The organism is Pseudooceanicola onchidii (assembly GCF_004959925.1).
Taxonomy (GTDB): domain Bacteria; phylum Pseudomonadota; class Alphaproteobacteria; order Rhodobacterales; family Rhodobacteraceae; genus Pseudooceanicola; species Pseudooceanicola onchidii.
In genome coordinates this window covers 518,204-538,029 of record NZ_SPUW01000002.1, presented here as the reverse complement: position 1 = coordinate 538,029, position 19,826 = coordinate 518,204, and the positions used below count along the sequence as shown (strand labels likewise).

Sequence of the window (19,826 nt, the reverse complement as noted above, 5' to 3'; positions counted from 1 at the left end):
CCAAGTCAGGCCTATCGGTCATCGCCAGGCAGCCCTACCGCCCTCGCGGCACAATACGGAAGCACTGGCATGGACAAGACACTGACAAATCTGCTGGCAACCGACGCCTTCGCGCAGCGCTTTGGCTGCGGCCTGAACCCGAAATTGCGTCAGGCAATCGAAGCCGACCTGCGATTCCCGGCCAAGGCGGCGGTACCCCGCCCCGACCCGCGAACCATGGCGACCCTGACCGACGACGACGCGGTTCGGCTGGATGACTATCGCCCGACAGCAGAAAGGACCCGCGCATGAGCGACATGTCGAACGCCCCGCATGGCATTGCCCTGACGGACCTGCCGCTGGACAAGACCGAACGGGATCTTCTGCCGATCCTGCGGCATTTCCTGATCGCGCTGGCCCGGCCCGAAACGCACGCCTGGCACCTTGCATATGCAACGGCGTCCGAGAAATGGGGCGCGACCGTCGGCCTCGCTATGGCGCATGGGTTGGCGGAATATCTGCGCGCGGCTGCGGCCTGCCGACCGGACGGGTTCAAGGTGCACGACCCGCTCGACATCATGCAACGGCACATTCTGACGGTGGACGAGGCGATGTTGCTGATGGTGTTGCACTACACCCGCCGCGACCGGACGGACCAGGCGCGTGTCGCGTTGGAGAGCGCGACACATGGGCGGCGCGATCCCAGGATGATCCGCGCCGCATTGGCCTTCGCAGCGCGGCATGGGGTCGGTGCGGATCATCAGGCAGTCGGCGGTCGTCCGACCCTGCGTGTCGTGGCCTGACCGATCGCCAAAAAGAAAACGCCCGCGTCTTCCGACGCGGGCGTTTCGCAATGTGCCGAGGGCCGAAGCCCAGGGATAGCCTTAGCGGCGCAGGCCCAGACGCTTGATCAGGTCGGTGTAGCGCGCTTCTTCTTTTGCCTTCAGGTAGTCCAGCAGCTTACGACGCTGAGCAACCATCTTGAGCAGACCACGGCGACCGTGGTTGTCTTTCTTGTGCTCTTTGAAGTGCTCGGTCAGCGTGGCGATACGCGAGGACAGGATGGCAACCTGAACTTCGGGCGATCCGGTGTCGCCTTCTTTGGTTGCGTATTCCTTCATCAGGCGCTGTTTTTCTTCAACAGTGATCGACATCGGTCTCTCCTATTCAAAGGGTGGCGGGCACAAGCCGGGATGTCGTCCAGCAAGGTCCGAAAAACGTCAGCCGCCGGGATTTCCGACGGCAACCTGGGCCACATATGTCATGCCGTGCAGAAAATAAAGCTGATTCTTGTTAATGCGCCGTGCACGCATAGCCCGCCAAAGACGTCATGTTGGCGGATACAGGTACGGGCCCGCCGCGCTTTCCGGCAAGAGAGCGATGTCGTCCAGCCCGATCTCCGTCCCCGCTGGCAGTAGGGCGACCACGGTGCCATCCATCGTCACGCGGGTGCCGGTCTGGTCCCGCACGATGTCGATCTCGTGATTTCCGTCCGCGCCATCGGGGTACAGAAGAACCAGTTGATCCTCCCCGGTCAGGAAATCGAGGATCGAGGCTGCGTCCGCCCCCTCCTCGGTCCCGGCTGCCAGAACCGCCGTATCCGCCCCGGCCCCAAGGGTCAGGACATCGCCCGCGTCACCGACAAGGGTGTCGGCCCCCGGACCGCCATTCAGGAAATCCAGTTCTCCGGAGTCGCCCGCACCGGACAGATCCGCAGCAAACCCCGTCAGCCAGTCGTCGCCCGACCCGCCCATCAGCGTGTCGGCCCCCGCGTCGCCGACCAGCACGTCGTTGCCCAGCCCGCCGTGCAGCGCATCGTCCCCCGATCCGCCGTTCAGCCGGTCGTCGCCAGCCCCCCCGTGGGCCACATCCGCGCCGATGCCGCCTGCCAGAAGATCGTGGCCCATCATGCCGAACAGGCGATCATCGCCAGACCCGCCGACAAGTTGGTCGTCCGCGTCGCCGCCCAGGATCGTGTCGTCGCCGGATTCGCCCAGCAGCAGGTCGATCCCCTCGCCACCCAGCATCACATCGGTGCCAGCGCCGCCTTCGACGGTGTCGTCGCCGGAATAGGACCCGATCTGATCACCCTCATCCGTGCCGACCAGCAGTTCGGCAAGGGGTGTGCCGGTCAGGATGTCGCCATCCATGACAGAGGCACCGCGCAGCAGATCCTCGGGATCCTCCACGTCCTCCGACAGGTCGTCAGGCTCTTCGATGCCGATGAACGCAGTCGCGCCCACCAGCATCAGCCCCATCATTCCAGCAAGCATCAGCATGGCATGTTCCCCAGATGTTCCAGGGATACGCCACCCGCCGCACCCGATCAAAACCTATCGGATCACGTGGTAAATCAGGGATTACCAGCGCCACCAACCAGCCGGGCGATGTCGTCAGGCGACCACGGCTCAGGCCTTTGGGAATAGGCGATATACAGCGGATGACGGGGGTGCCCGGCCTTGGACAGCCCCAGATGAACCGGCGCAGATCCACCCGCTGCCAGCAGGGCCGCGACCGCCGCACCGCGTCCCAGATGCGCGCCATGGGCCCCCCAGGCGGCAATCACCTCGTCCGCCCAGTCGACGCCCTCGCGAATCGCCAGATCGTTGTCAGGCCCGCAGGGATCGGCAGCGGCCTTCAGATCGCGCGGGTCGGTGGCGCGGAAGGCAAAGATGTTGACGACCCGCATCCCCCCGAAGCCAAGCGCCCGGGCGCGGCGCTCGCAGCGTTCGACCGTCGGGTCGTTGGCGACCTCGGTCGCCTTCGACGGGTTCAGCATCAGGAACAAGACGCGCCGCCCGGTGTCGTCCCAGACGCGGGTCAGCGCATAGCGATAGGCCTCGCACTCCGAATAGGTCGCAGAGGAGTCCGCGTCGCCTTTCCGGAAATGCCGGGTGATCACAGGTTGAAGACCCGGTTCGGGTGCAACTCTCCGGCCTTGAAGATGCCGACGGCCAGCGGCTTGCCGTCGTGGCTGGCCCAGCATTCCTCGCCATATTCGACGTCGCGGGCAATCACCATGCCGGGGTTGCCATTGCGCAGGCGCACCGCGCCCTCGTCGGTCGCCGTGACCTCTTCCATGCAGTCGAGCGCAAGCTCCATCGGCAGAAGCAGCTCATCAATCTCTTCGCTGCGGGCCAATTCCTCGATCCGGTCCATGCTGGCCCCTTCGGCGGCGTTGAACGGACCGGACCAGACGCGCCGCAGTCGCAGCACATGGCCCTTGCAACCAAGCGCCTCGCCCAGATCGCGCGCGACGGACCGGACGTACCCGCCCTTGCCGCAGACCAGTTCCAGCACGACGTGATCGGCGTCGGGCCGGTCGGTCAGGATCAGGCTTTCGACCCAGAGCGGGCGCGCGGCCAGATCCAGATCCTCGCCCTCGCGGGCCAGCTTGTAGGCGCGCTGACCGTCGATCTTCACGGCGGAAAACTGCGGCGGCACCTGCATGATTTCCCCGATGAAGGGCGACAGCGCTTCCTTGATCTCGTCATCGGTCGGGCGCAGGTCGCTTTCCGCGATCACCTCGCCTTCGGCATCGTCGGTATTGGTCGCCTGCCCCAGCCGTACGGTGAACTCATAGGCCTTCAGTGCATCGGTGACGAATGGCACGGTCTTGGTCGCCTCGCCAAGTGCCACGGCCAGAACGCCCGTCGCCTCGGGGTCGAGCGTACCCGCGTGCCCGGCCTTCTTCGCATTGAAGGCCCACTTCACCTTGTTCACCACCGCGTTCGAGGTGATGCCCGCCGGCTTGTCGACCACCAGCCAGCCAGATACGTCGCGCCCCTTGCGTGTACGTGCCATGTCATTCTCCGTTTATGGCGGGCGGGCCTAGCCCGTCACGCCCGGCGGGTCAATCCGCCGCCTCGACCACGCCCACGATCGGCCCCATCCGGAACCCGAGGTCATTGCGATCCAGCTGCGGCGCATAGAGCCGCGAGACATTGCCATCGAAATACAGCGCCTGCGGTGTCTTCAGCCGATCCCGGAAGAGGCTGGCGAACTGATGGAAGGTGACCGGCAGTTGCGACATGACGAAAAAGGCGCGGCTGCCATCCTCGCTGACGCCGACCCCGTTGCGGATATAGCGCGAGGTGCTGTCGGGCAGGAAACGCGGGTGCAGCTTGCCGTCGATCACCAGCATCGGCCCGGACTGCGTGGCCGACGGGCAGTCGGCCGCATCCAGCGCCTCGTAGGCCAGGCTTTCGATCACCCGCAGACGGTCGGCGCCAATGCAGAAAACCCCGTTCGGCAACATCCCGAAGTTGCCCGGCCCGGCCGAGGTGATGAGCCCCCGCACCTCTTCACCACCCTCGCGGTAGTGCCCGACGGGGCTGCGATCCTCGTGGTACATGCCCGCGTTCATCGCAAAGACCAGCCGACCGCTGTCGCCCAGCCGCGCATCGACTGCCTCGAACGTGCCGTAGGGCGCGCCGCCGGGGTCTGTCAGGAACAGGCGGATGTCTTCGTCCGCCGCGACCTCGCAGATCGTATAGGGGATCTCTCCGACCGTCTCGTCCCGGCAGTCGACCGCAAAGGCAGGCGACGCCCAGAGGGCCAGCACGAGGGCCGCGAGCACGCGCAAGGCGTTATTCCTCGACGTCCCGGCGCACGTCGTCCTGATTGAACAGGCGGCGCGTTTCGTCCATGCGGTCAAAGGTGTCGTCCAGCCGGAAGCGCAGGTCGGGCGTATACTTCAGCCCCAGCTTCTTGCCGATCATCCGGCGCAGTTCACCCTTGTTGCGGGCCAGCAGGCTCACGGCCTCGTCCTGACCCTGCCCGCCAAGCGGCAGAACATAGGCCGTCGCGACCTTGAGATCCGGCGAGGTCCGGACCTCGCCCACGGTGATCGACAGGCGGTTGAGGTCGGGGTCGTGGATATCGCCCCGCTGCAGAACTTCGGACAGGGCACGCCGGATGGTTTCGCCGACGCGAAGCTGTCTTTGGGACGGCCCGGGCCCGTCGTGATGGATGTTTCTGCTCATCCCCCGCATCTAGACCGATCCGGCCCCTTTGCCAAGCGGGACGCGGGGCGATAAGCAAGGCGTGAATGGAACGGAGCGAACGATATGACTGACCTGCCCGGGATCGTGGTGACAGGCGCCTCGGGGCGCATGGGCCGGATGCTGATCGAAACCGTGCGCCAAAGCGACGCCGCCCGGATCGCCGGCGCCGTCGAACGGCCCGGGCACGACTGGGTGGGCAGGGACCTGGGTGCCTGCCTTGGCGGCGCGGATATCGGCGTGATCGTCCGCGACGACCCGGCGCAGGCCTTTGCGGGCGCGCAGGCGGTTCTGGATTTCACCGCACCCTCGGCCACCGTGGCCTTCGCCAAGGCGGCAGCTGAAGCTGGCGCGGCGCATATCATCGGCACCACCGGCTTCGCCCCCGAGGACCTGGCCGCCATCGCCGAAAGCGCGAAGAAGACCGTCATCGTGCGCGCCGGGAACATGTCGCTTGGCGTCAACCTGCTGACCGTGCTGGTGAAACAGGTCGCCGCAGCATTGGACGCCGATTTCGATATCGAGGTGGTCGAAGCGCATCACAACCGCAAGGTCGACGCGCCTTCGGGCACCGCGCTGATGCTGGGTCAGGCCGCCGCCGACGGGCGCGGCGTGGATCTGGACGCGGTATCCGACCGGGGCCGCGACGGCATCACCGGCGCCCGCAAGCGCGGCGACATCGGCTTTTCCGCCATCCGCGGCGGCGGCATCGTCGGCGAACACGACGTGATCTTTGCCGGCCCCGGCGAACGCATCACCCTGCGCCATGTCGCCGACGACCGGTCACTTTTCGCCAAGGGCGCGCTCAAGGCCGCGCTCTGGGCACAGGGCAAGGCGCCCGGTGAATATGCCATGACGGATGTTTTGGGACTTTAAGTGAACCGAAAGGCTTGTTCGCGCGTAATGGTACCATGCGCCGGATATTGCCCCTTCTTGCCCTTTCCCTGACGTCTCCCGCCCATGCGGGGGACAAGCAGCCCGTCACCGACCGGGCCCAGTTCGTGTCACTGATCGAAGGGCGGTCCCTCACGCGGCTTGGCATCCGGCTGAACGTGTCCGGCGACGGCCAGATCATCGGCCGCGCCTTCGGCAAGGACGTCACCGGCGAATGGACGTGGAAGGCGCCTTATTTCTGCCGGTCGATGCAGTGGGGCGATGAACCGCTGCCCTACAACTGCCAGACGGTGAACCTGATCGGGTCCAGCCTGCGGTTCCAGTCGGATCAGGGCACGGGCGATTACGCCGACCTGCGGCTCGACTAGGCCGCACCCTTTAATTCAGAAATCGACGGCGATTCCCTTCTTCTCCCAATCGCCGAAGCGCACAGGTTCCGGCCCGTCGCGACCACCCAGTTCAGTGGGAAGATCGTCGGCCTTCGCCTGACGGCGCCGCTCCTCTGCTTCGGCAAGCGCGCGCTGCGCGGCGGCGGGCAGATCGGGGCGGGGGCTGGCGTCGGTCATAGATTCTGGTTCCTTCTGATCGCCCCCATGATATACGCCCGGCTTGACCCCGGGCAAGGAGCGCGCGTTGAAACCCCCATCTGACAGACCGTCCAACCGTCGCCCCGCCAACCGTGGCGGCGACAGCCGTCCCTCTCGTCCCGGCGGCAAACCCGGTGATCGTGCGGGCGGCAAGCCCGGTGGAAACCACGGCGGCAAACCGGGGGGCAAGCCCTTTGGCAAACCCGGCGGACGCCCCGGCGGCAAGCCCGGTTCGCGCCCCTCGGGCAAGGGCAACGTCAAGCCGCGCGACGACAACCAGCCCCGCCGCATCCCCGATCCGCGCCGCGCCGCGCTGATCCTGCTGAACGGTGTGATGGTCGAAGGCCGCACGCTGGCCGATCTGACCGGCCGCACCGGCCCGCTGACCCGGATGGAGCCCGGCGACCGCGCCCGCGCGCAGCGGCTTGCAACGGAGACCATGCGCTATCTTGGTCCGATCGACAGCCTGCTGCTGCCGCATGTCGCCCATACACCGCCCGATGCCGTGCTGAACGTCATGCGCATCGCGGCCTACGAACTTTGCATCGGCGAAGCCGCCCACGGCGTGGTGAACACCGCCGTTACGCAGATCGCCGCCATGCCCCGCCACAACCGCGCCAAGGGGATGGCCAACGCCGTCCTGCGTCGCGTCGCCGAAGCGCCGGTTGATCTGTCGACCCTGCCGCCCTCCAAGCTGCCCGAATGGCTGCGCGACCCGCTGATCATGGCCTGGGGCGAAGACACGATCGCCGCCTGCGAAACGGCACACGCCAAGGGCGCGCCGATCGACCTGACTTTGAAAGACCCGGCCACCGCCGACCAGCTGGCCGAGGCACTGCCCGCGACCAGGCTGCCGACCGGCAGCCTGCGGATCACCGGCAACGTGCAGGTATCCGCCCTGCCCGGCTTTGCGGAAGGTCAGTGGTGGGTGCAGGACGTCGCCGCCGCGATCCCGGTGCAAATGCTGGATCCGCAGAAAAGCGAAAAGATCCTCGACCTCTGCGCCGCCCCCGGCGGCAAGACGCTGCAACTGGCCGCCGCGGGCGCACGGGTCACCGCGCTGGATATCTCGAACGCACGGATCGAACGGGTGGCCGAGAACCTCAAGCGGACCGGGCTCGACGCGCGCACGGTGACCGCCGATGCGCTGGAATTCCGCGAAACCGGCTGGGACGCGATCCTGCTGGACGCGCCCTGTTCCGCGACGGGCACCATTCGCCGCCATCCCGACTTGCCATACGCCAACGACGGCAGCGCGATTTCGGACCTGATCGACCTGCAGGCGCAGATGATCGACCACGCCATCAGCCTGCTGAAACCCGGCGGGCGGCTGGTCTTCTGCACCTGTTCGCTGATTCCCGACGAGGGCGAGGTGCAGGTCGACGAAGCCCTGGCCCGCCACCCGGGCCTGAGCGTCGACCGCAGCGCGACCGACCGCCCCGGCCTGTCGCCCGACTGGGTGACAGAAGAAGGCGGGCTGCGCTTGCGCCCGGATTTCTGGGCCGACGAGGGCGGGATGGACGGCTTCTATTGCGCGGTGCTGCGCAAGGGCTGACCCCTCTGCCGGTCGCCCAATCGCCGCTCTGTCCGCCGAGACCCGGCTTTTTCGGTGACGCCGCGCGCGCCGCCCGTTAAGTTGGACCCGACGCCAGAGAAGCGACGCAAAGACAGGCAGGATGACGAAACGCACGATCCCCGAAGGCTCCGGGCCTCGGTTGCTGGACAGGGTCCACGCGCGCCTGACGCGCTGGACCCCTGCCCCGGAAGGATTCGTCAGCCCGCCCGAACCCCGCACCATCGGCAGCTTTGCGAGGGGCCGTCAGCTCGTTGCCGGCAATTTCCTGTTCGCGGGACACCTTGTCGAGGATTCGGGCGCCGACATCTGGGCCCTGCCCTTCCCCGATCCTGCCTTCCAGGAAGAAATCCACGGGTTCACCTGGCTTGATGACATGGCCGCCGTGGGCGATATCCCGACGCGCCAGCGCGCGCAGGCCTGGGTGTGGGAATGGATCGACCTCTACGGTCCCGGGCGCGGCCCGGGCTGGACGCCTGCGCTGACCGGACGGCGCATCATCCGCTGGATCAACCACGCGGTCTTCCTCCTGCAGGGCCAATCGGACGAGGCGAAGGCGGCCTTCTTCAAATCCCTCGGCCACCAGACCCGGTTCCTTGAGAAACGCTGGCGCAGTGCGCCCCCGGGCCTCGCGCGGTTCGAGGCGCTCTGCGGTCTCATCCACGCGGCCCTGTCGCTCAGGGGGATATCGCGCCTGCTGGATCCGGCGGTGACCGCACTGGAACAGCTGTGCCGTGATGACATCGACGCGCAGGGCGGCGTGGCGACCCGCAACCCCGAAGACCTGCTTGAGGTGTTCACGCTGCTGACCTGGGTGGCCGCCGCGAAGTCGGACGCGGGCCATACCCCAGGCGAGGCGCTGCAGGGCGCCATCGAACGCATCGCCCCAACCCTGCGGGCCCTGCGCCATGCCGACGGCTGCCTGGCCCGGTTTCACGGCGGAGGGCGCGGCGTCGAAGGGCGGCTGGACACGGCGCTGGCGACCTCGGGGATCAAGCGCCGTCACGCGGACGGGCTGGCCATGGGCTATGCCCGCCTGTCGGCCGGACGCACCAGCGTGATCCTTGATGCCGCCGCCCCGCCGACCGGGCGCGATGCCTTCAACGCCCATGCGTCGACGCTGGCCTTCGAACTCACCTCGGGCCGTCGCCCACTGGTCGTCAACTGCGGATCGGGCGCAGTCTTCGGGCCGGACTGGCGCCGCGCGGGCCGCGCCACGCCCAGCCATTCGACCCTGTGCCTCAACAACGCATCCTCGGCCCGTTTGCCCAACGGCAGCCGCGACGCCCGCAGCCCGCTGGTCGACGGCCCCACCCATGTTCCGGTGCGCATGACCCACGCGCCCGACGGCATGCGGTTTCAGGGCGGCCACGACGGGTACCTGCGATCCTACGGGCTGACCCATGCCCGCACGCTTGAACTGACGGCCGACGGGCGCGCGCTGGCGGGCGAAGACCTGCTGGTCGCGATGGAGCTGCGCGAACGGCAGTTTTTCGAACAGGCGATCCACAACCGCGACGGCGAAGGCTTTCCCCTCGCGATCCGTTTCCACCTGCATCCCGATGTCGAGGCGCAGCTGGATATGGGGGGCGTCGCGGTGTCGCTGGCGCTCAAATCCGGGGAACTTTGGGTCTTCCGGCATGATGGCAGCGGCGAATTGCGCCTTGAACCTTCCGTCTTTCTGGAGAAGAACCGCCTCAAGCCGCGTGCGACCACCCAGATCGTGCTGGCGTCAACGGCGCAGGACCCTGCAACCCGCATCCGCTGGTCGCTGTCCAAGGCGCAGGACACGCCGATATCGATCCGCGATCTCAACCGGGACGGGATGGACGGGGCGCTCTGACTGCCGATTCTCTGCCGATAAGGGACCTGCCACCGCCATGACCGACCTTCACCCCGTCCGCCGCGCGCTGATTTCCGTTTCCGACAAGACCGGGTTGATCGACCTGGCCAAAGAGCTGGCCGGGATGGGCATCGACCTGCTGTCCACGGGCGGCAGCGCGGGCATGCTGCGTGACGCGGGCCTGACCGTCACGGACGTGGCCGATGTCACCGGTTTCCCGGAAATGATGGACGGCCGGGTCAAGACGCTGCACCCCAAGGTGCACGGCGGCCTGCTGGCCCTGCGCGACAACGACGGCCACGTCGCAGCGATGAACGACCACGGAATCGAGGCGATCGACCTGCTGATCGTCAACCTCTACCCCTTCGAGGAAACCGTTGCCAAAGGTGCCGACTATGACACCTGCATCGAGAACATCGACATCGGCGGCCCCGCGATGATCCGCGCCGCGGCCAAGAACCACGCCTTTGTCACCACCATCGTGGATGTCGAGGACTATGGCGTCCTGGTCGACGAGCTGAAGGCCAACGACGGCCAGACCAGCCTGAACTTCCGCAAGCGGCACGCCCAGATCGCCTATGCCCGCACCGGCGCCTATGACGCGGCCGTGTCCACCTGGATGGCCAGCGCAATCGGCGAAGAGACCCCGCGCCGCCGCGTCTTTGCCGGCACGCTGGCGCAGTCGCTGCGCTATGGCGAGAACCCGCACCAGTCCGCCGCCTTCTACACCGACGGGTCGGTCCGCCCGGGCGTGTCGACCGCACAGCAACACCAGGGCAAGGAACTGTCCTACAACAACATCAACGACACCGACGCGGCCTTCGAACTGGTGTCGGAATTCCTGCCCTCGAACGGTCCGGCCTGCGCGATCATCAAGCACGCCAACCCCTGCGGCGTGGCCCGGGGTGAATCGCTGCGCGACGCCTACCTGCGGGCCTTCGACTGCGACCGAACCTCGGCCTTCGGCGGCATCATCGCGCTGAACCAGCCGCTGGACGGCGACACCGCCGAAGAGATCGCGCAGATCTTCACCGAGGTCGTGATCGCCCCCGGCGCCGACGACCGCGCCAAAGAGATCTTTGCCAAGAAGAAGAACCTGCGCCTGCTGACCACCGATGGCCTTGCCGACCCGAAGACCGCGATCCTGTCCTACCGCCAGGTCGCGGGCGGCCTGCTGGTGCAGGACAAGGACAACGGCCGCATCGACATGGACGACCTGAAGGTCGTGACCAAGCGCAAGCCGTCCGAAAAAGAGATGGCCGACCTGCTCTTCGCCTGGACCGTCGCCAAGCACGTCAAGTCCAACGCCATCGTCTACGTCAAGGACGGCGCGACCGTCGGCGTCGGTGCGGGCCAGATGAGCCGCGTCGACAGCTCCACCATCGCCGCGCTCAAGGCCGCGCGCATGGCCGAGGAAATCGGCCTCTCCGAAACCCCGGCCAAGGGGTCCGTGGTGGCCTCGGACGCCTTCTTCCCCTTTGCCGACGGCCTTCTGGCTGCGGCGAACGCAGGGGCAACGGCGGTGATCCAGCCCGGCGGGTCGATGCGCGACAACGAGGTGATCGAAGCCGCGGACGAAGCGGGCCTTGCCATGGTGCTGACCGGCATGCGCCACTTCCGGCACTGACCCTCGCATGAAGACCGTTTTCTGGGCCGGGTTCTGGACCTTCCTGATCGATCAGCTGTCGAAGTACGTGGTTGTCCACATGCTCGACCTGGTCAATCGCGGCGTGATCGAGGTCGCGCCGCCCCTTCTCACGCTGCGCATGGCCTGGAACACCGGGATCAACTTCGGCCTCTTTTCTGACGGATCGGGCGCCGCGCGCTGGTTCCTGATCGCGCTTGCCCTGGCGATCTGCGGTGCGGTCCTGTTCTGGGTGCACCGGGAACGTCCGCGCCACATCGGGCTGATCGCCGCAGGCGTCCTGGTCGGCGGCGCGCTTGGCAACGTGATCGACCGGATCATTTATGGCGCCGTGGCGGATTTCCTGAACATGTCGTGCTGCGGTATCGACAACCCATTTGCCTTCAACGTCGCCGATATCGCGATCTTCGTCGGGGCTGCCGGCCTGATCCTGCTTCCGGCCGAGAAAGGCGCGTGACCTCTTTGGCCAGATGGGTTAAGACTTGCGGCCAGACGACTAGGGAGACGACCATGCCAGCGACCGGACGCTTCGCGTTGCCGCTGATCCTTCTGACCTGCACGGCGCTGTCCGCCTGCGGGGGGCTTAGTCCTGATCCCGACAAGGAGTTCGCGCTGCACAAGGTGCGCAACACCTCGAACGGCCCGGATGAATTCACCGTGCTGCCGACGCGCCCGCTGGAAACACCGCCAAGCTTTGTCGAACTGCCCCAGCCGACCCCGGGTGGCGCGAACCGCACCGACATGACCCCCAAGGCCGACGCCGTGGCTGCCCTTGGTGGCCGTCGCGAAGCGGTCGAGGATCGCGGCGTGGGCGCAGCCGATGGCGCACTGGTGACGGCAGCGGCCCGCCGGGGCATCGACCCGAACATCCGCGCCGACCTGGCCGAAACCGACGAAAACTTCCGCTATCGCCGCTGGCTGGCCAGCCGCCTGCGGATCTTCGGCAGCGACGAATATTACCGCGCCTACGACAAGCAGACGCTGGATCGCCGCGAAACACAGGAACTTTGGCGTCGCGCCGGTGCGCCGACCCCCAGTTCCCCGCCCGAGAACTGACGGCCGCGTCACGCGACGCTCAAACTCCTGTCATCTGAGAAGGCCCGAGTTGCGCACCCGGGCCTTTCGCCTATCTTGAGCGCCAAGACACCGACGCCCCAATGAAAGGACACCGGATGCCCCTGTCGCCCCTGGCGCGGCTGGCCAGATGGACCGCCGCCCTGACCTTCCTGTCCGCAACCCTGGCCACGGCCTCGGATGACCTGGTCACCGACTTCACGCTCGACAACGGCATGCAGGTCGTCGTGATCGAAGATCACCGCGCCCCGGTCGTGGTCCACATGGTCTGGTACAAGGCCGGTTCAGCAGATGAAACGCCCGGTGTCTCCGGTGTCGCGCATTTCCTGGAACACCTGTTGTTCAAGGCAACTGACACGCTGGACTCCGGCGAACTCTCCAAGACGGTTGCCGAAAATGGCGGCACCGACAACGCCTTTACCAGCTTTGACTACACCGCCTACTTTCAGCGCGTCGCGGCGGACCGCCTCGGTCTCATGATGTCGATGGAATCCGACCGGATGCGCAACCTCCGCCTGACCGAGGATGACATCCTGACCGAACGCCAGGTGATCATCGAGGAACGCAACCAGCGGACCGAAAACTCTCCTCAGGCGCTGTTCAATGAACAGGCCAATGCCGCGCAGTACCTCAACCACCGCTACGGTGTCCCCATCATCGGCTGGCGGCACGAGATGGAGGAGCTGAGCCTGCAGGATGCCCTCGCTTATTACGAACAGTTCTACGCCCCCAACAACGCCATCCTCGTGGTGGCGGGTGACGTGACCCCCGACGAGGTGCGGACGCTGGCCAAGCAGTACTACGAACCGATCCCGCCCAACCCGGACCTTCAGCCGCGCGACCGGCCCGCCGAACCACGCCAGACCGCCGAACGCCGCCTGTCCTACGAAGACCCGCGCGTCGCGCAGCCCTATGTCACCCGAAGCTACCTGGCCCCCGAACGCGACACCGGCGATCAGAAGACCGCCGCCGCGCTGGTCATGCTGTCTGAGGTGCTGGGCGGCGGCCAGACCGGGTATCTGAACGAACAGCTGGTCTTCGATCAGAAGAAGGCGCTTTACACCTCGGCCTATTACCGGGGGCAGTCGCTGGATGACACGACCTTCGGGCTCTACATCGTGCCCGCCGAAGGCGTCAGCCTGGACGAGGCCGAAGCGGCCCTGGACGACGTGCTGGCCCAGTTCCTGAAGGATGGCGTCGACGCGGCCAAGCTGGACCGCATCAAGATGCAGATCCGCGCCGGTCAGGTCTATGAACGCGACAACGTGCAAAGCCTGGCGCGCCGCTATGGATCTGGCCTGACGCAGGGGCTGACCATCAAGGACATCCAGGAATGGCCCGACCTGCTGCAGGCCGTGACCGAAGACGACATCCTGGTCGCCGCCCGGGATCTCTTTGACCGCAACCGCGCCGTCACCGGCCATCTGACCGGCCCGGCCCGTCCGACGGACGCCAGCGCCCCCGCTGACGCCGACGCCGCCCCGCAGCCCGCCGCCGAGGAGGTGAGCCAATGATCCGTTTCGTCCTTCCCCTGATCCTCACGCTGGTCACCGCCGTGCCCCTGCGGGCCGAGGTCGAGATCCAGGAGGTCAAGACCCCCGGCGGCCTGACCGCCTGGCTGGTCGAGGAACATTCCATCCCCTTCACCGCGCTTGAAATCTGGTTCAAGGGCGGCACCTCTCTGGATCGCGAGGGCAAGCGCGGCGCCATCAACCTGATGACCGCCACGCTCGAGGAAGGCGCCGGAGAGATGGACGCGCTGGCCTTCACCCGCGCCAAGGAAATGCTGGCCGCCGACTTCGACTATGACGTCAGCGACGACACCCTGACCGTCTCGGCCCGGTTCCTGACCGAAAACCGCGACAAGGCCGTGGCCCTGCTGCGCGAGTCGCTGATCGACCCGCGTTTCGATCAGGACGCCATCGACCGGGTGCGGGGGCAGGTGGTTTCGATCATCCGGTCCGACGAAAAGGACCCCAACGACATGGCGGGCCGCGAATTCGAAACGCAGGCCTTTGGCGATCATCCCTATGGGTCGGACGGCAACGGCACGCTGGACAGCGTGGCGGGCCTGACCCGCGACGATATCCTGAACGCGCACGCCGACACGATGACCCGCGACCGCATCTACATCGGTGCCGTCGGGGACATCACGCCCGAGGATCTGGCGACCCTGCTGGACGACCTGCTGGGCGATCTGCCCGAAACCGGCGCGCCCATGCCCGATGACATCGCCCCGGCGCTGACCGGGGGCGTCACGGTCGTCGACTACGATACCCCACAGTCGGTGGCGCTGTTCGGCCACACCGGCATCAAGCGCACCAGCGAGGACTTCTTTGCCGCCTACCTGTTGAACACCATCCTCGGCGGCGGCGGCTTTGAAAGCCGCCTGATGACCGAGGTGCGTGAAAAGCGCGGGCTGACCTACGGGGTCTACAGTTTCCTCGTCGACAAGGACCACGCCGACCTCTGGATGGGGCAGGTGCAATCGGCCAACGACCGCGTCGCCGAGGCGATCGACGTCATCCGCACCCAGTGGTCCGACATCGCCGAAAACGGCGTGACGGAAGAGGAGCTGACCGCCGCCAAGAAATACCTGACCGGCGCCTATCCCCTGCGCTTCGACGGCAACGGGCCGATCGCCAACATCATCACCGGGATGCAGATCCAGGACATGCCGATCGACTATGCCGAAACCCGCAACGACCGGGTGAACGCCGTGACGCTGGAGCAGGTGAACGACGTGGCGAAACGCTACCTCAAGCCGGATGACCTGCGGTTCGTGGTGGTCGGCAAGCCCGAGGGGCTGACCAGCACGAACTAGGCCTGCGCCTGCCCCGCCCGAACGGAAGGGGCAGGCCCGCTCTCAGGCGAACGAACCGGGCCGGACGAACCCGACCTCCTTGCCGCGGCAATTGGTCATTGGCGCGTTCCAGAACTTGGCGACCGCCGGATGGCCCGCATCCAGCACCCCCGCCCGGATCAGCAGCGCCGCGATGGCGCATTCCGCCCCGCGCGTGCCGCCGTCGACGACCTTCAGCGCAATGCCCAGCTCCTGCTCGGGCAGGATCGCGACAAAGACCGCCTCGGCCCCAGTCTTGATCGCCACGCGCCCGCCCATGGCACGCATCAGCTCCGTACAGGCCCGCCCCTCGCCCGCGACCAGCAGCGGATGCGTCGCCATGGCGCGCGTCAGCCGGGTGGCGGCCTCGGCCCGCGCGCCGCTGCGCCGGTGCGCCGAGGCAAAGAATCCCATGGCCCGCGCCAGCCCGGTCAGGGAGGTCGCGAAGTTCGGCGCCGAACACCCGTCGATGCCATAGCCGGGGCTGTCTTCGCCGGTCATGTCTTCGAACGCGGCACGCACGGCGACTTGCACCGGATGATCAGGGTCGACGTATTCCGACCCGCCGCCCAGATGTTGGTTCAGCGCCAGGAACCCCGCATGCTTGCCGGAACAGTTGTTGTGCAGCTGGCAGGGCTCTTCCCCCGCCCGGATCAGCCGGTGATGCTCGGGCTCGTCCTTGGGCATGTGCGATCCGCACCGCATGTCGTGCTCGGCCAGCCCCAGCTCACCCAGCCAGGACCCGACCATGTCGACGTGCACGCCCGCGCCATTGTGCGACGCGCAGGCAAGGGCCAGCTGGCTCTCGCTCAGCGCGATCCCGCTTTCCACCAGGGGCAGCGCCTGGATCATCTTGCACGACGACCGCGGGTACATCACCAGCGCCGGATCGCCCCAGGCATCGACCACCTCGCCGTCCCCGTTACAGATCACCGCATGACCCATGTGGATGCTTTCCAGAAGATCCCCCCGCCAGACCTGCGCCAGTTCAACTGCACTCGACATCTTCCCGCCTTCCTTGCAAATTACGGCCAATCGCTCTTTCGTCATTGGCACATTTTGGACTATTGTAGCACTGTCGATTTACATCGAGCTCTGACAGACAGCCAGTAAGGCGGAAGAGCAGGATAGAGGCAAGGACGGCTTGGAGGCTGGATTAATGATTTCCCGTAAAGTGCTGGGTCTGACCACGGCTGCCGTGATCGGAACGATCACCATGAGCGCTGGTGTCGCATCCGCACAGCAGGTCAGCGAAAACATCGTTAGCGAAAAGGGTGACTGGGCGGTCTACGAAGAGGCGGACCCGAAGGAATGCTGGGCCGTCGCGGCGCCCAAGGAAACCGTGAACACCAAGGACGGCCGCGTCGTGACCGTGACCCGGTCGCAGATGCTGTTGATGACCTTCTACCGCCCCGGCGCGGGCGTGGATGCGCAGGTGACCTTCACCGGCGGCTATCCCTTCGCCCCCGGATCGACGGTCAACCTGAACGTCGACGGCACTGAATTCGAACTGATCACCCAAGGCGAATGGGCCTGGCCCGAGAACAAGGGCGAAGACGCCAAGATCGTCGCCGCCATGAAGGCCGGCGCCAACGCGATCCTGACCGCCCGGTCGTCGCGCGGCACCACCACGAAGGACACCTTCTCGCTTTCGGGCTTCACCGCTGCCGTGGGCGAAGCACAGAGCCGCTGCAAGTAAGTCTCGTGGGCCCTTTCGGGGGTCAGTGCCCGATGACGGGCACGCCCTCGCAGGCGGCCTCGACGGGCTCAAGTTCGATCACCGAATGATGAATATGAAAGCGCTCCGACAGGAGCGTTTTCAACGTCTGGCGCAGGCCATCGCCGGGCTGGTCGGACACCACGTGCGCCTCAAGCGCAACCTCGTGTTCCTGCATCCGCCAGATGTGCAGGTGATGCACGTCCCGGACGCCCGGCAGGCCGCGCATGGCGTCCAGCACCTCGTCCGCGTGGGGCGCATCCGGGCTGCCCATCATCAGGATGCGGACCACCGGCATGATCTCGGACGCGGCATGCCACAGGATGTAGGCGGAAATGCCCAGGGTCACGATCGGGTCGATCAGCCGCCAGTCGTACAGCAGGATCAGCGTTCCGGCGACGATCACTGCCACCGATCCAAGCGCATCCGCGATATTGTGCAGGAAGGCCGCGCGGATGTTCACGCTGTCCTTCGCCATCCGCAGTGTCAGCAACGCCGTCACCGCATCGACCACCAGTGCGATGCCCGCGACGATCACCACGGTCCACCCCTCGACCGGTTGCGGGGTGATCAGCCGCATCACCCCCTCGGCCGCCAGCCAGACCGACAGGACGATCAGCGTGGTGTAATTGATCAGCGCCGCCACCACCTCGGCCCGGCCATATCCAAAGGTCATCGCGGCGTCCGCAGGCCTTCGGGCGATCCGCCGCGCCACCAGTGCCACGATCAGCGACACGGCATCCGACAGGTTGTGCACCGCATCGGCGATCAGGGCGAGGCTACCTGAGAAAAGGCCCGCAACCACCTGCGCCACGGACAGAAACAGGTTCACGCCTATGGCGGCCCACAGGTTGCGGTCGCTGCCATCGGCGGGGATGTGGTGATGGTGGTGGTGATCGTGCGGCATGAGGTCATGCAATCCCTTTTCCCAAGCCGCGGCAACGGATTATTCGTCGCAGTTCACGCAGCCGCGCGTTCCGCGGCCTCGATCTGGTTCTCGCGCCGCCGCCCGGCCGCGGCCGCCGCAACCAAGGCGCGGAAAATGGCCCTTTGGCGATGCGCATAGATCAGGTGTTCGGGATGCCATTGCACGCCAAGTGCAAACGGGTCGCTGAAACGTTCGATCGCCTGGATCATCTGGCCCTGATCGCGCGCTGCCACCCGCAACCCGTCACCCAGCCGGGCGACCGCCTGCGTGTGCAGGGCATTGACCTTCATGACCTCGGGCCCCGCGATATCCATCAGGCGAGTGCCCGGCAGGACCCGCACGGATTTGCGCGGCAGGATGGTCTTGTAGAACCGGCTGCCGGTGAAGGTCGCATAGGCATCCTGATCGAGGGTGCCGCCAAGCGCGACGTTCAGCATCTGTGACCCGCGACAGATCCCCAGAACCGGCTTGCCCTGATCCATCGCCTCTCCGACCAGACGCCGTTCCAGCGCGTCGCGCGCCGGATCCAGCCGGGCCGATGCGACGATCTCTCCGCCATAGAGATCCGGCGAGATATCGTCGCCGCCGCCGATGATGATGCCGTCGATCGCCGCCACATCCGCAGGCCGACCGGCGCCCCATCTTACGGCGCGGCCTCCGGCCAGCCAGATGTTCGCCGCAACCAGCGGAAAGATCCGCCAGCCCGACCGAGAAGAGGTCGTCACGCCGATCAGGGGCCGGGTCATGCCGCCGTCCTTTCCGAAATCGCGCCGGCATCTGCCAGGATCTCACCGCAGCGCTCGGCCCAGGGCGTGCGGCGCAGGGTGATCGCGCCATGCATGTCGTCCCATTCGCGCATCAATCGGGCCAGCAGACCTTGGTCAGCCGCGACCTGTTCGACCAATCGCCAGCGAGTCCATTCGGACCGCAGGGTCCAGTCGGCCTCGTCGATGCGGCAATCGGGCAAGCGGAAGTGGAAAGCGGGGCGTGCCGACACGGCCTTGCCGCCGCCCAGGGCATCGCGCACCCGGTCTTCGTCCAGCCAGGCAAAGATCGGCAGCATGTCGAGCCCGTAGTTCCGGCTTGGCGCATGTTCGAGGTAGATCTCCATCGCCGCCTCCGGCGTCACGACCCCGGCCTCGCAGAGGGCCGAGACCAGCTTGGTCGGATAGGGGTCGGTGAAGGGCAGGACACGGCGGCTGAAGTCGATCGGATGGGCTTCTCGCATCCAGGCCTCGCAAAGCGCGTAGGCCATGAGGGGGGCGGTGATCCCGGCAGCGTCGCGCCGCGCGATCGCCGGGTTCAGGTGCACGCCGAAGCCGTAGGCCAAGCCTGCACGCGTCCCTTCGGCCCCGGCCTGGCGCAGGTCGTCGCGCAGCCCGTCAAGCGCCGCGAGCCCGTCCAGATCAAGCGGTTCGGTGACGATTTCGACCGGGATGACCTCCTTGCCGATATCCAGCCCGATGCGCTTGATCGGAGAGCTGTCCTTGTGGCGCAACGCCGTGTCGAGATAGATGTCGAGCTTTCCGATGCGGCTGTCGGACACGCGCCAGGCGTGATCGTCCTGCTGCTGCGCCGACCCGCCCAGGGCGTCGGTCGCAATCTGCGCCACGCGGTCGGCATCGAGACCGGAAAATTCGATCTCGACCCCCGTCAGGCGCGGATCGCCGTTGATGTCGGTGTCGTGCGGAAGTGCTTGAAACGTCTCTGCCATCGGTCCCCTCTTGGATCGGGGGACCAA

23 protein-coding genes are annotated in these 19,826 nt (G+C 66.6%); 12 read left to right on the top strand and 11 right to left on the bottom strand.

Annotated features, from left to right (window positions below):
- Window positions 1-69: 69 nt before the first annotated feature.
- Both E4S58_RS10475 and E4S58_RS10470 read left to right on the top strand, forming a co-directional pair.
- Window positions 70-291 (top strand): hypothetical protein, encoded by a 222-nt coding sequence (locus E4S58_RS10475; protein WP_136636357.1) that lies wholly within the window; start codon window positions 70-72, stop codon window positions 289-291.
- The gene (locus E4S58_RS10470) at window positions 288-782 is read left to right on the top strand and encodes a hypothetical protein (RefSeq protein WP_136636356.1); all 495 of its coding nucleotides are present in this window, start codon (window positions 288-290) and stop codon (window positions 780-782) included. The genes E4S58_RS10475 and E4S58_RS10470 overlap by 4 nt, the downstream gene beginning before the upstream one ends.
- An 81-nt stretch (window positions 783-863) precedes the next feature.
- Here the strand turns inward: E4S58_RS10470 and rpsO are convergent, their stop codons facing one another.
- From rpsO to rbfA, 6 genes are all read right to left on the bottom strand, one after another.
- Window positions 864-1,133 (bottom strand): 30S ribosomal protein S15, encoded by a 270-nt coding sequence (gene rpsO / locus E4S58_RS10465; protein ID WP_136636355.1) that lies wholly within the window; start codon window positions 1,131-1,133, stop codon window positions 864-866.
- Window positions 1,134-1,307: 174 nt separating this feature from the next.
- Window positions 1,308-2,258 (bottom strand): calcium-binding protein, encoded by a 951-nt coding sequence (locus tag E4S58_RS18095; protein ID WP_136636354.1) that lies wholly within the window; start codon window positions 2,256-2,258, stop codon window positions 1,308-1,310.
- A gap of 74 nt (window positions 2,259-2,332) precedes the next feature.
- Window positions 2,333-2,881: a DUF1643 domain-containing protein gene (locus tag E4S58_RS10455; RefSeq protein ID WP_205965376.1), complete on the bottom strand. Its 549-nt coding sequence runs from the start codon at window positions 2,879-2,881 to the stop codon at window positions 2,333-2,335.
- Window positions 2,878-3,783: a tRNA pseudouridine(55) synthase TruB gene (truB, locus tag E4S58_RS10450; RefSeq protein WP_136636352.1), complete on the bottom strand. Its 906-nt coding sequence runs from the start codon at window positions 3,781-3,783 to the stop codon at window positions 2,878-2,880. Before truB ends, E4S58_RS10455 begins: the two co-directional genes overlap by 4 nt.
- A 49-nt stretch (window positions 3,784-3,832) precedes the next feature.
- Window positions 3,833-4,564 (bottom strand): phosphodiester glycosidase family protein, encoded by a 732-nt coding sequence (locus tag E4S58_RS10445; RefSeq protein WP_136636351.1) that lies wholly within the window; start codon window positions 4,562-4,564, stop codon window positions 3,833-3,835.
- Between the two features lie 4 nt (window positions 4,565-4,568).
- Entirely contained in the window at window positions 4,569-4,964 is a 396-nt protein-coding gene (gene rbfA, locus E4S58_RS10440) for a 30S ribosome-binding factor RbfA (protein WP_136636350.1), read from the bottom strand.
- A gap of 84 nt (window positions 4,965-5,048) precedes the next feature.
- Here rbfA and dapB point away from each other — a divergent pair, with 84 nt between their 5' ends.
- Window positions 5,049-5,858: a 4-hydroxy-tetrahydrodipicolinate reductase gene (dapB, locus tag E4S58_RS10435; protein ID WP_136636349.1), complete on the top strand. Its 810-nt coding sequence runs from the start codon at window positions 5,049-5,051 to the stop codon at window positions 5,856-5,858.
- A 125-nt stretch (window positions 5,859-5,983) separates the two neighbouring features.
- Entirely contained in the window at window positions 5,984-6,244 is a 261-nt protein-coding gene (locus E4S58_RS10430; protein WP_240789523.1) for a dihydrodipicolinate reductase, read from the top strand.
- A 15-nt stretch (window positions 6,245-6,259) separates the two neighbouring features.
- Here the strand turns inward: E4S58_RS10430 and E4S58_RS10425 are convergent, their stop codons facing one another.
- On the bottom strand, window positions 6,260-6,442 hold the full coding sequence (locus E4S58_RS10425; RefSeq protein WP_136636347.1) for a DUF1674 domain-containing protein: 183 nt from the start codon (window positions 6,440-6,442) through the stop codon (window positions 6,260-6,262).
- Window positions 6,443-6,752: 310 nt separating this feature from the next.
- Here E4S58_RS10425 and E4S58_RS10420 point away from each other — a divergent pair, with 310 nt between their 5' ends.
- From E4S58_RS10420 to E4S58_RS10390, 7 genes are all read left to right on the top strand, one after another.
- Window positions 6,753-8,018, top strand: a complete 1,266-nt coding sequence (locus E4S58_RS10420; RefSeq protein WP_276605908.1) for an RsmB/NOP family class I SAM-dependent RNA methyltransferase — start codon at window positions 6,753-6,755, stop codon at window positions 8,016-8,018.
- A 121-nt stretch (window positions 8,019-8,139) separates the two neighbouring features.
- Complete coding sequence (locus E4S58_RS10415; protein ID WP_136636345.1) at window positions 8,140-9,879, top strand: heparinase II/III family protein; 1,740 nt, start codon at window positions 8,140-8,142, stop codon at window positions 9,877-9,879.
- A 37-nt stretch (window positions 9,880-9,916) separates the two neighbouring features.
- Window positions 9,917-11,506, top strand: a complete 1,590-nt coding sequence (gene purH, locus E4S58_RS10410; protein ID WP_136636344.1) for a bifunctional phosphoribosylaminoimidazolecarboxamide formyltransferase/IMP cyclohydrolase — start codon at window positions 9,917-9,919, stop codon at window positions 11,504-11,506.
- Window positions 11,507-11,513: 7 nt separating this feature from the next.
- Window positions 11,514-11,981, top strand: coding sequence for a signal peptidase II (lspA, locus tag E4S58_RS10405; protein WP_136636343.1), 468 nt, complete (start codon window positions 11,514-11,516; stop codon window positions 11,979-11,981).
- Between the two features lie 53 nt (window positions 11,982-12,034).
- A complete protein-coding gene (locus tag E4S58_RS10400; RefSeq protein ID WP_240789522.1) occupies window positions 12,035-12,580 on the top strand; it encodes a DUF3035 domain-containing protein in 546 nt (181 codons plus the stop codon).
- Window positions 12,581-12,696: 116 nt separating this feature from the next.
- Window positions 12,697-14,112: a M16 family metallopeptidase gene (locus E4S58_RS10395; RefSeq protein ID WP_136636342.1), complete on the top strand. Its 1,416-nt coding sequence runs from the start codon at window positions 12,697-12,699 to the stop codon at window positions 14,110-14,112.
- Window positions 14,109-15,422: a M16 family metallopeptidase gene (locus E4S58_RS10390; RefSeq protein WP_136636341.1), complete on the top strand. Its 1,314-nt coding sequence runs from the start codon at window positions 14,109-14,111 to the stop codon at window positions 15,420-15,422. The genes E4S58_RS10395 and E4S58_RS10390 overlap by 4 nt, the downstream gene beginning before the upstream one ends.
- A 42-nt stretch (window positions 15,423-15,464) precedes the next feature.
- Here the strand turns inward: E4S58_RS10390 and E4S58_RS10385 are convergent, their stop codons facing one another.
- Window positions 15,465-16,445, bottom strand: coding sequence for an asparaginase (locus E4S58_RS10385; protein WP_136636340.1), 981 nt, complete (start codon window positions 16,443-16,445; stop codon window positions 15,465-15,467).
- A 154-nt stretch (window positions 16,446-16,599) separates the two neighbouring features.
- On the opposite strand from E4S58_RS10385, the gene E4S58_RS10380 reads away from it, so the two are divergent.
- Window positions 16,600-17,139 (top strand): invasion associated locus B family protein, encoded by a 540-nt coding sequence (locus tag E4S58_RS10380; RefSeq protein ID WP_136636339.1) that lies wholly within the window; start codon window positions 16,600-16,602, stop codon window positions 17,137-17,139.
- 22 nt (window positions 17,140-17,161) lie between these two features.
- Here E4S58_RS10380 and E4S58_RS10375 read toward each other — a convergent pair whose 3' ends face one another.
- The 3 genes from E4S58_RS10375 to E4S58_RS10365 are packed head-to-tail and all read right to left on the bottom strand — an operon-like array spanning window position 17,162 to window position 19,799.
- Window positions 17,162-18,064 (bottom strand): cation diffusion facilitator family transporter, encoded by a 903-nt coding sequence (locus tag E4S58_RS10375; protein ID WP_136636338.1) that lies wholly within the window; start codon window positions 18,062-18,064, stop codon window positions 17,162-17,164.
- A gap of 53 nt (window positions 18,065-18,117) precedes the next feature.
- A complete protein-coding gene (locus E4S58_RS10370) occupies window positions 18,118-18,831 on the bottom strand; it encodes a gamma-glutamyl-gamma-aminobutyrate hydrolase family protein (protein ID WP_136636337.1) in 714 nt (237 codons plus the stop codon).
- A complete protein-coding gene (locus tag E4S58_RS10365; protein WP_136636336.1) occupies window positions 18,828-19,799 on the bottom strand; it encodes an amidoligase family protein in 972 nt (323 codons plus the stop codon). The genes E4S58_RS10370 and E4S58_RS10365 overlap by 4 nt, the downstream gene beginning before the upstream one ends.
- Between the last annotated feature and the right edge of the window lie 27 nt (window positions 19,800-19,826).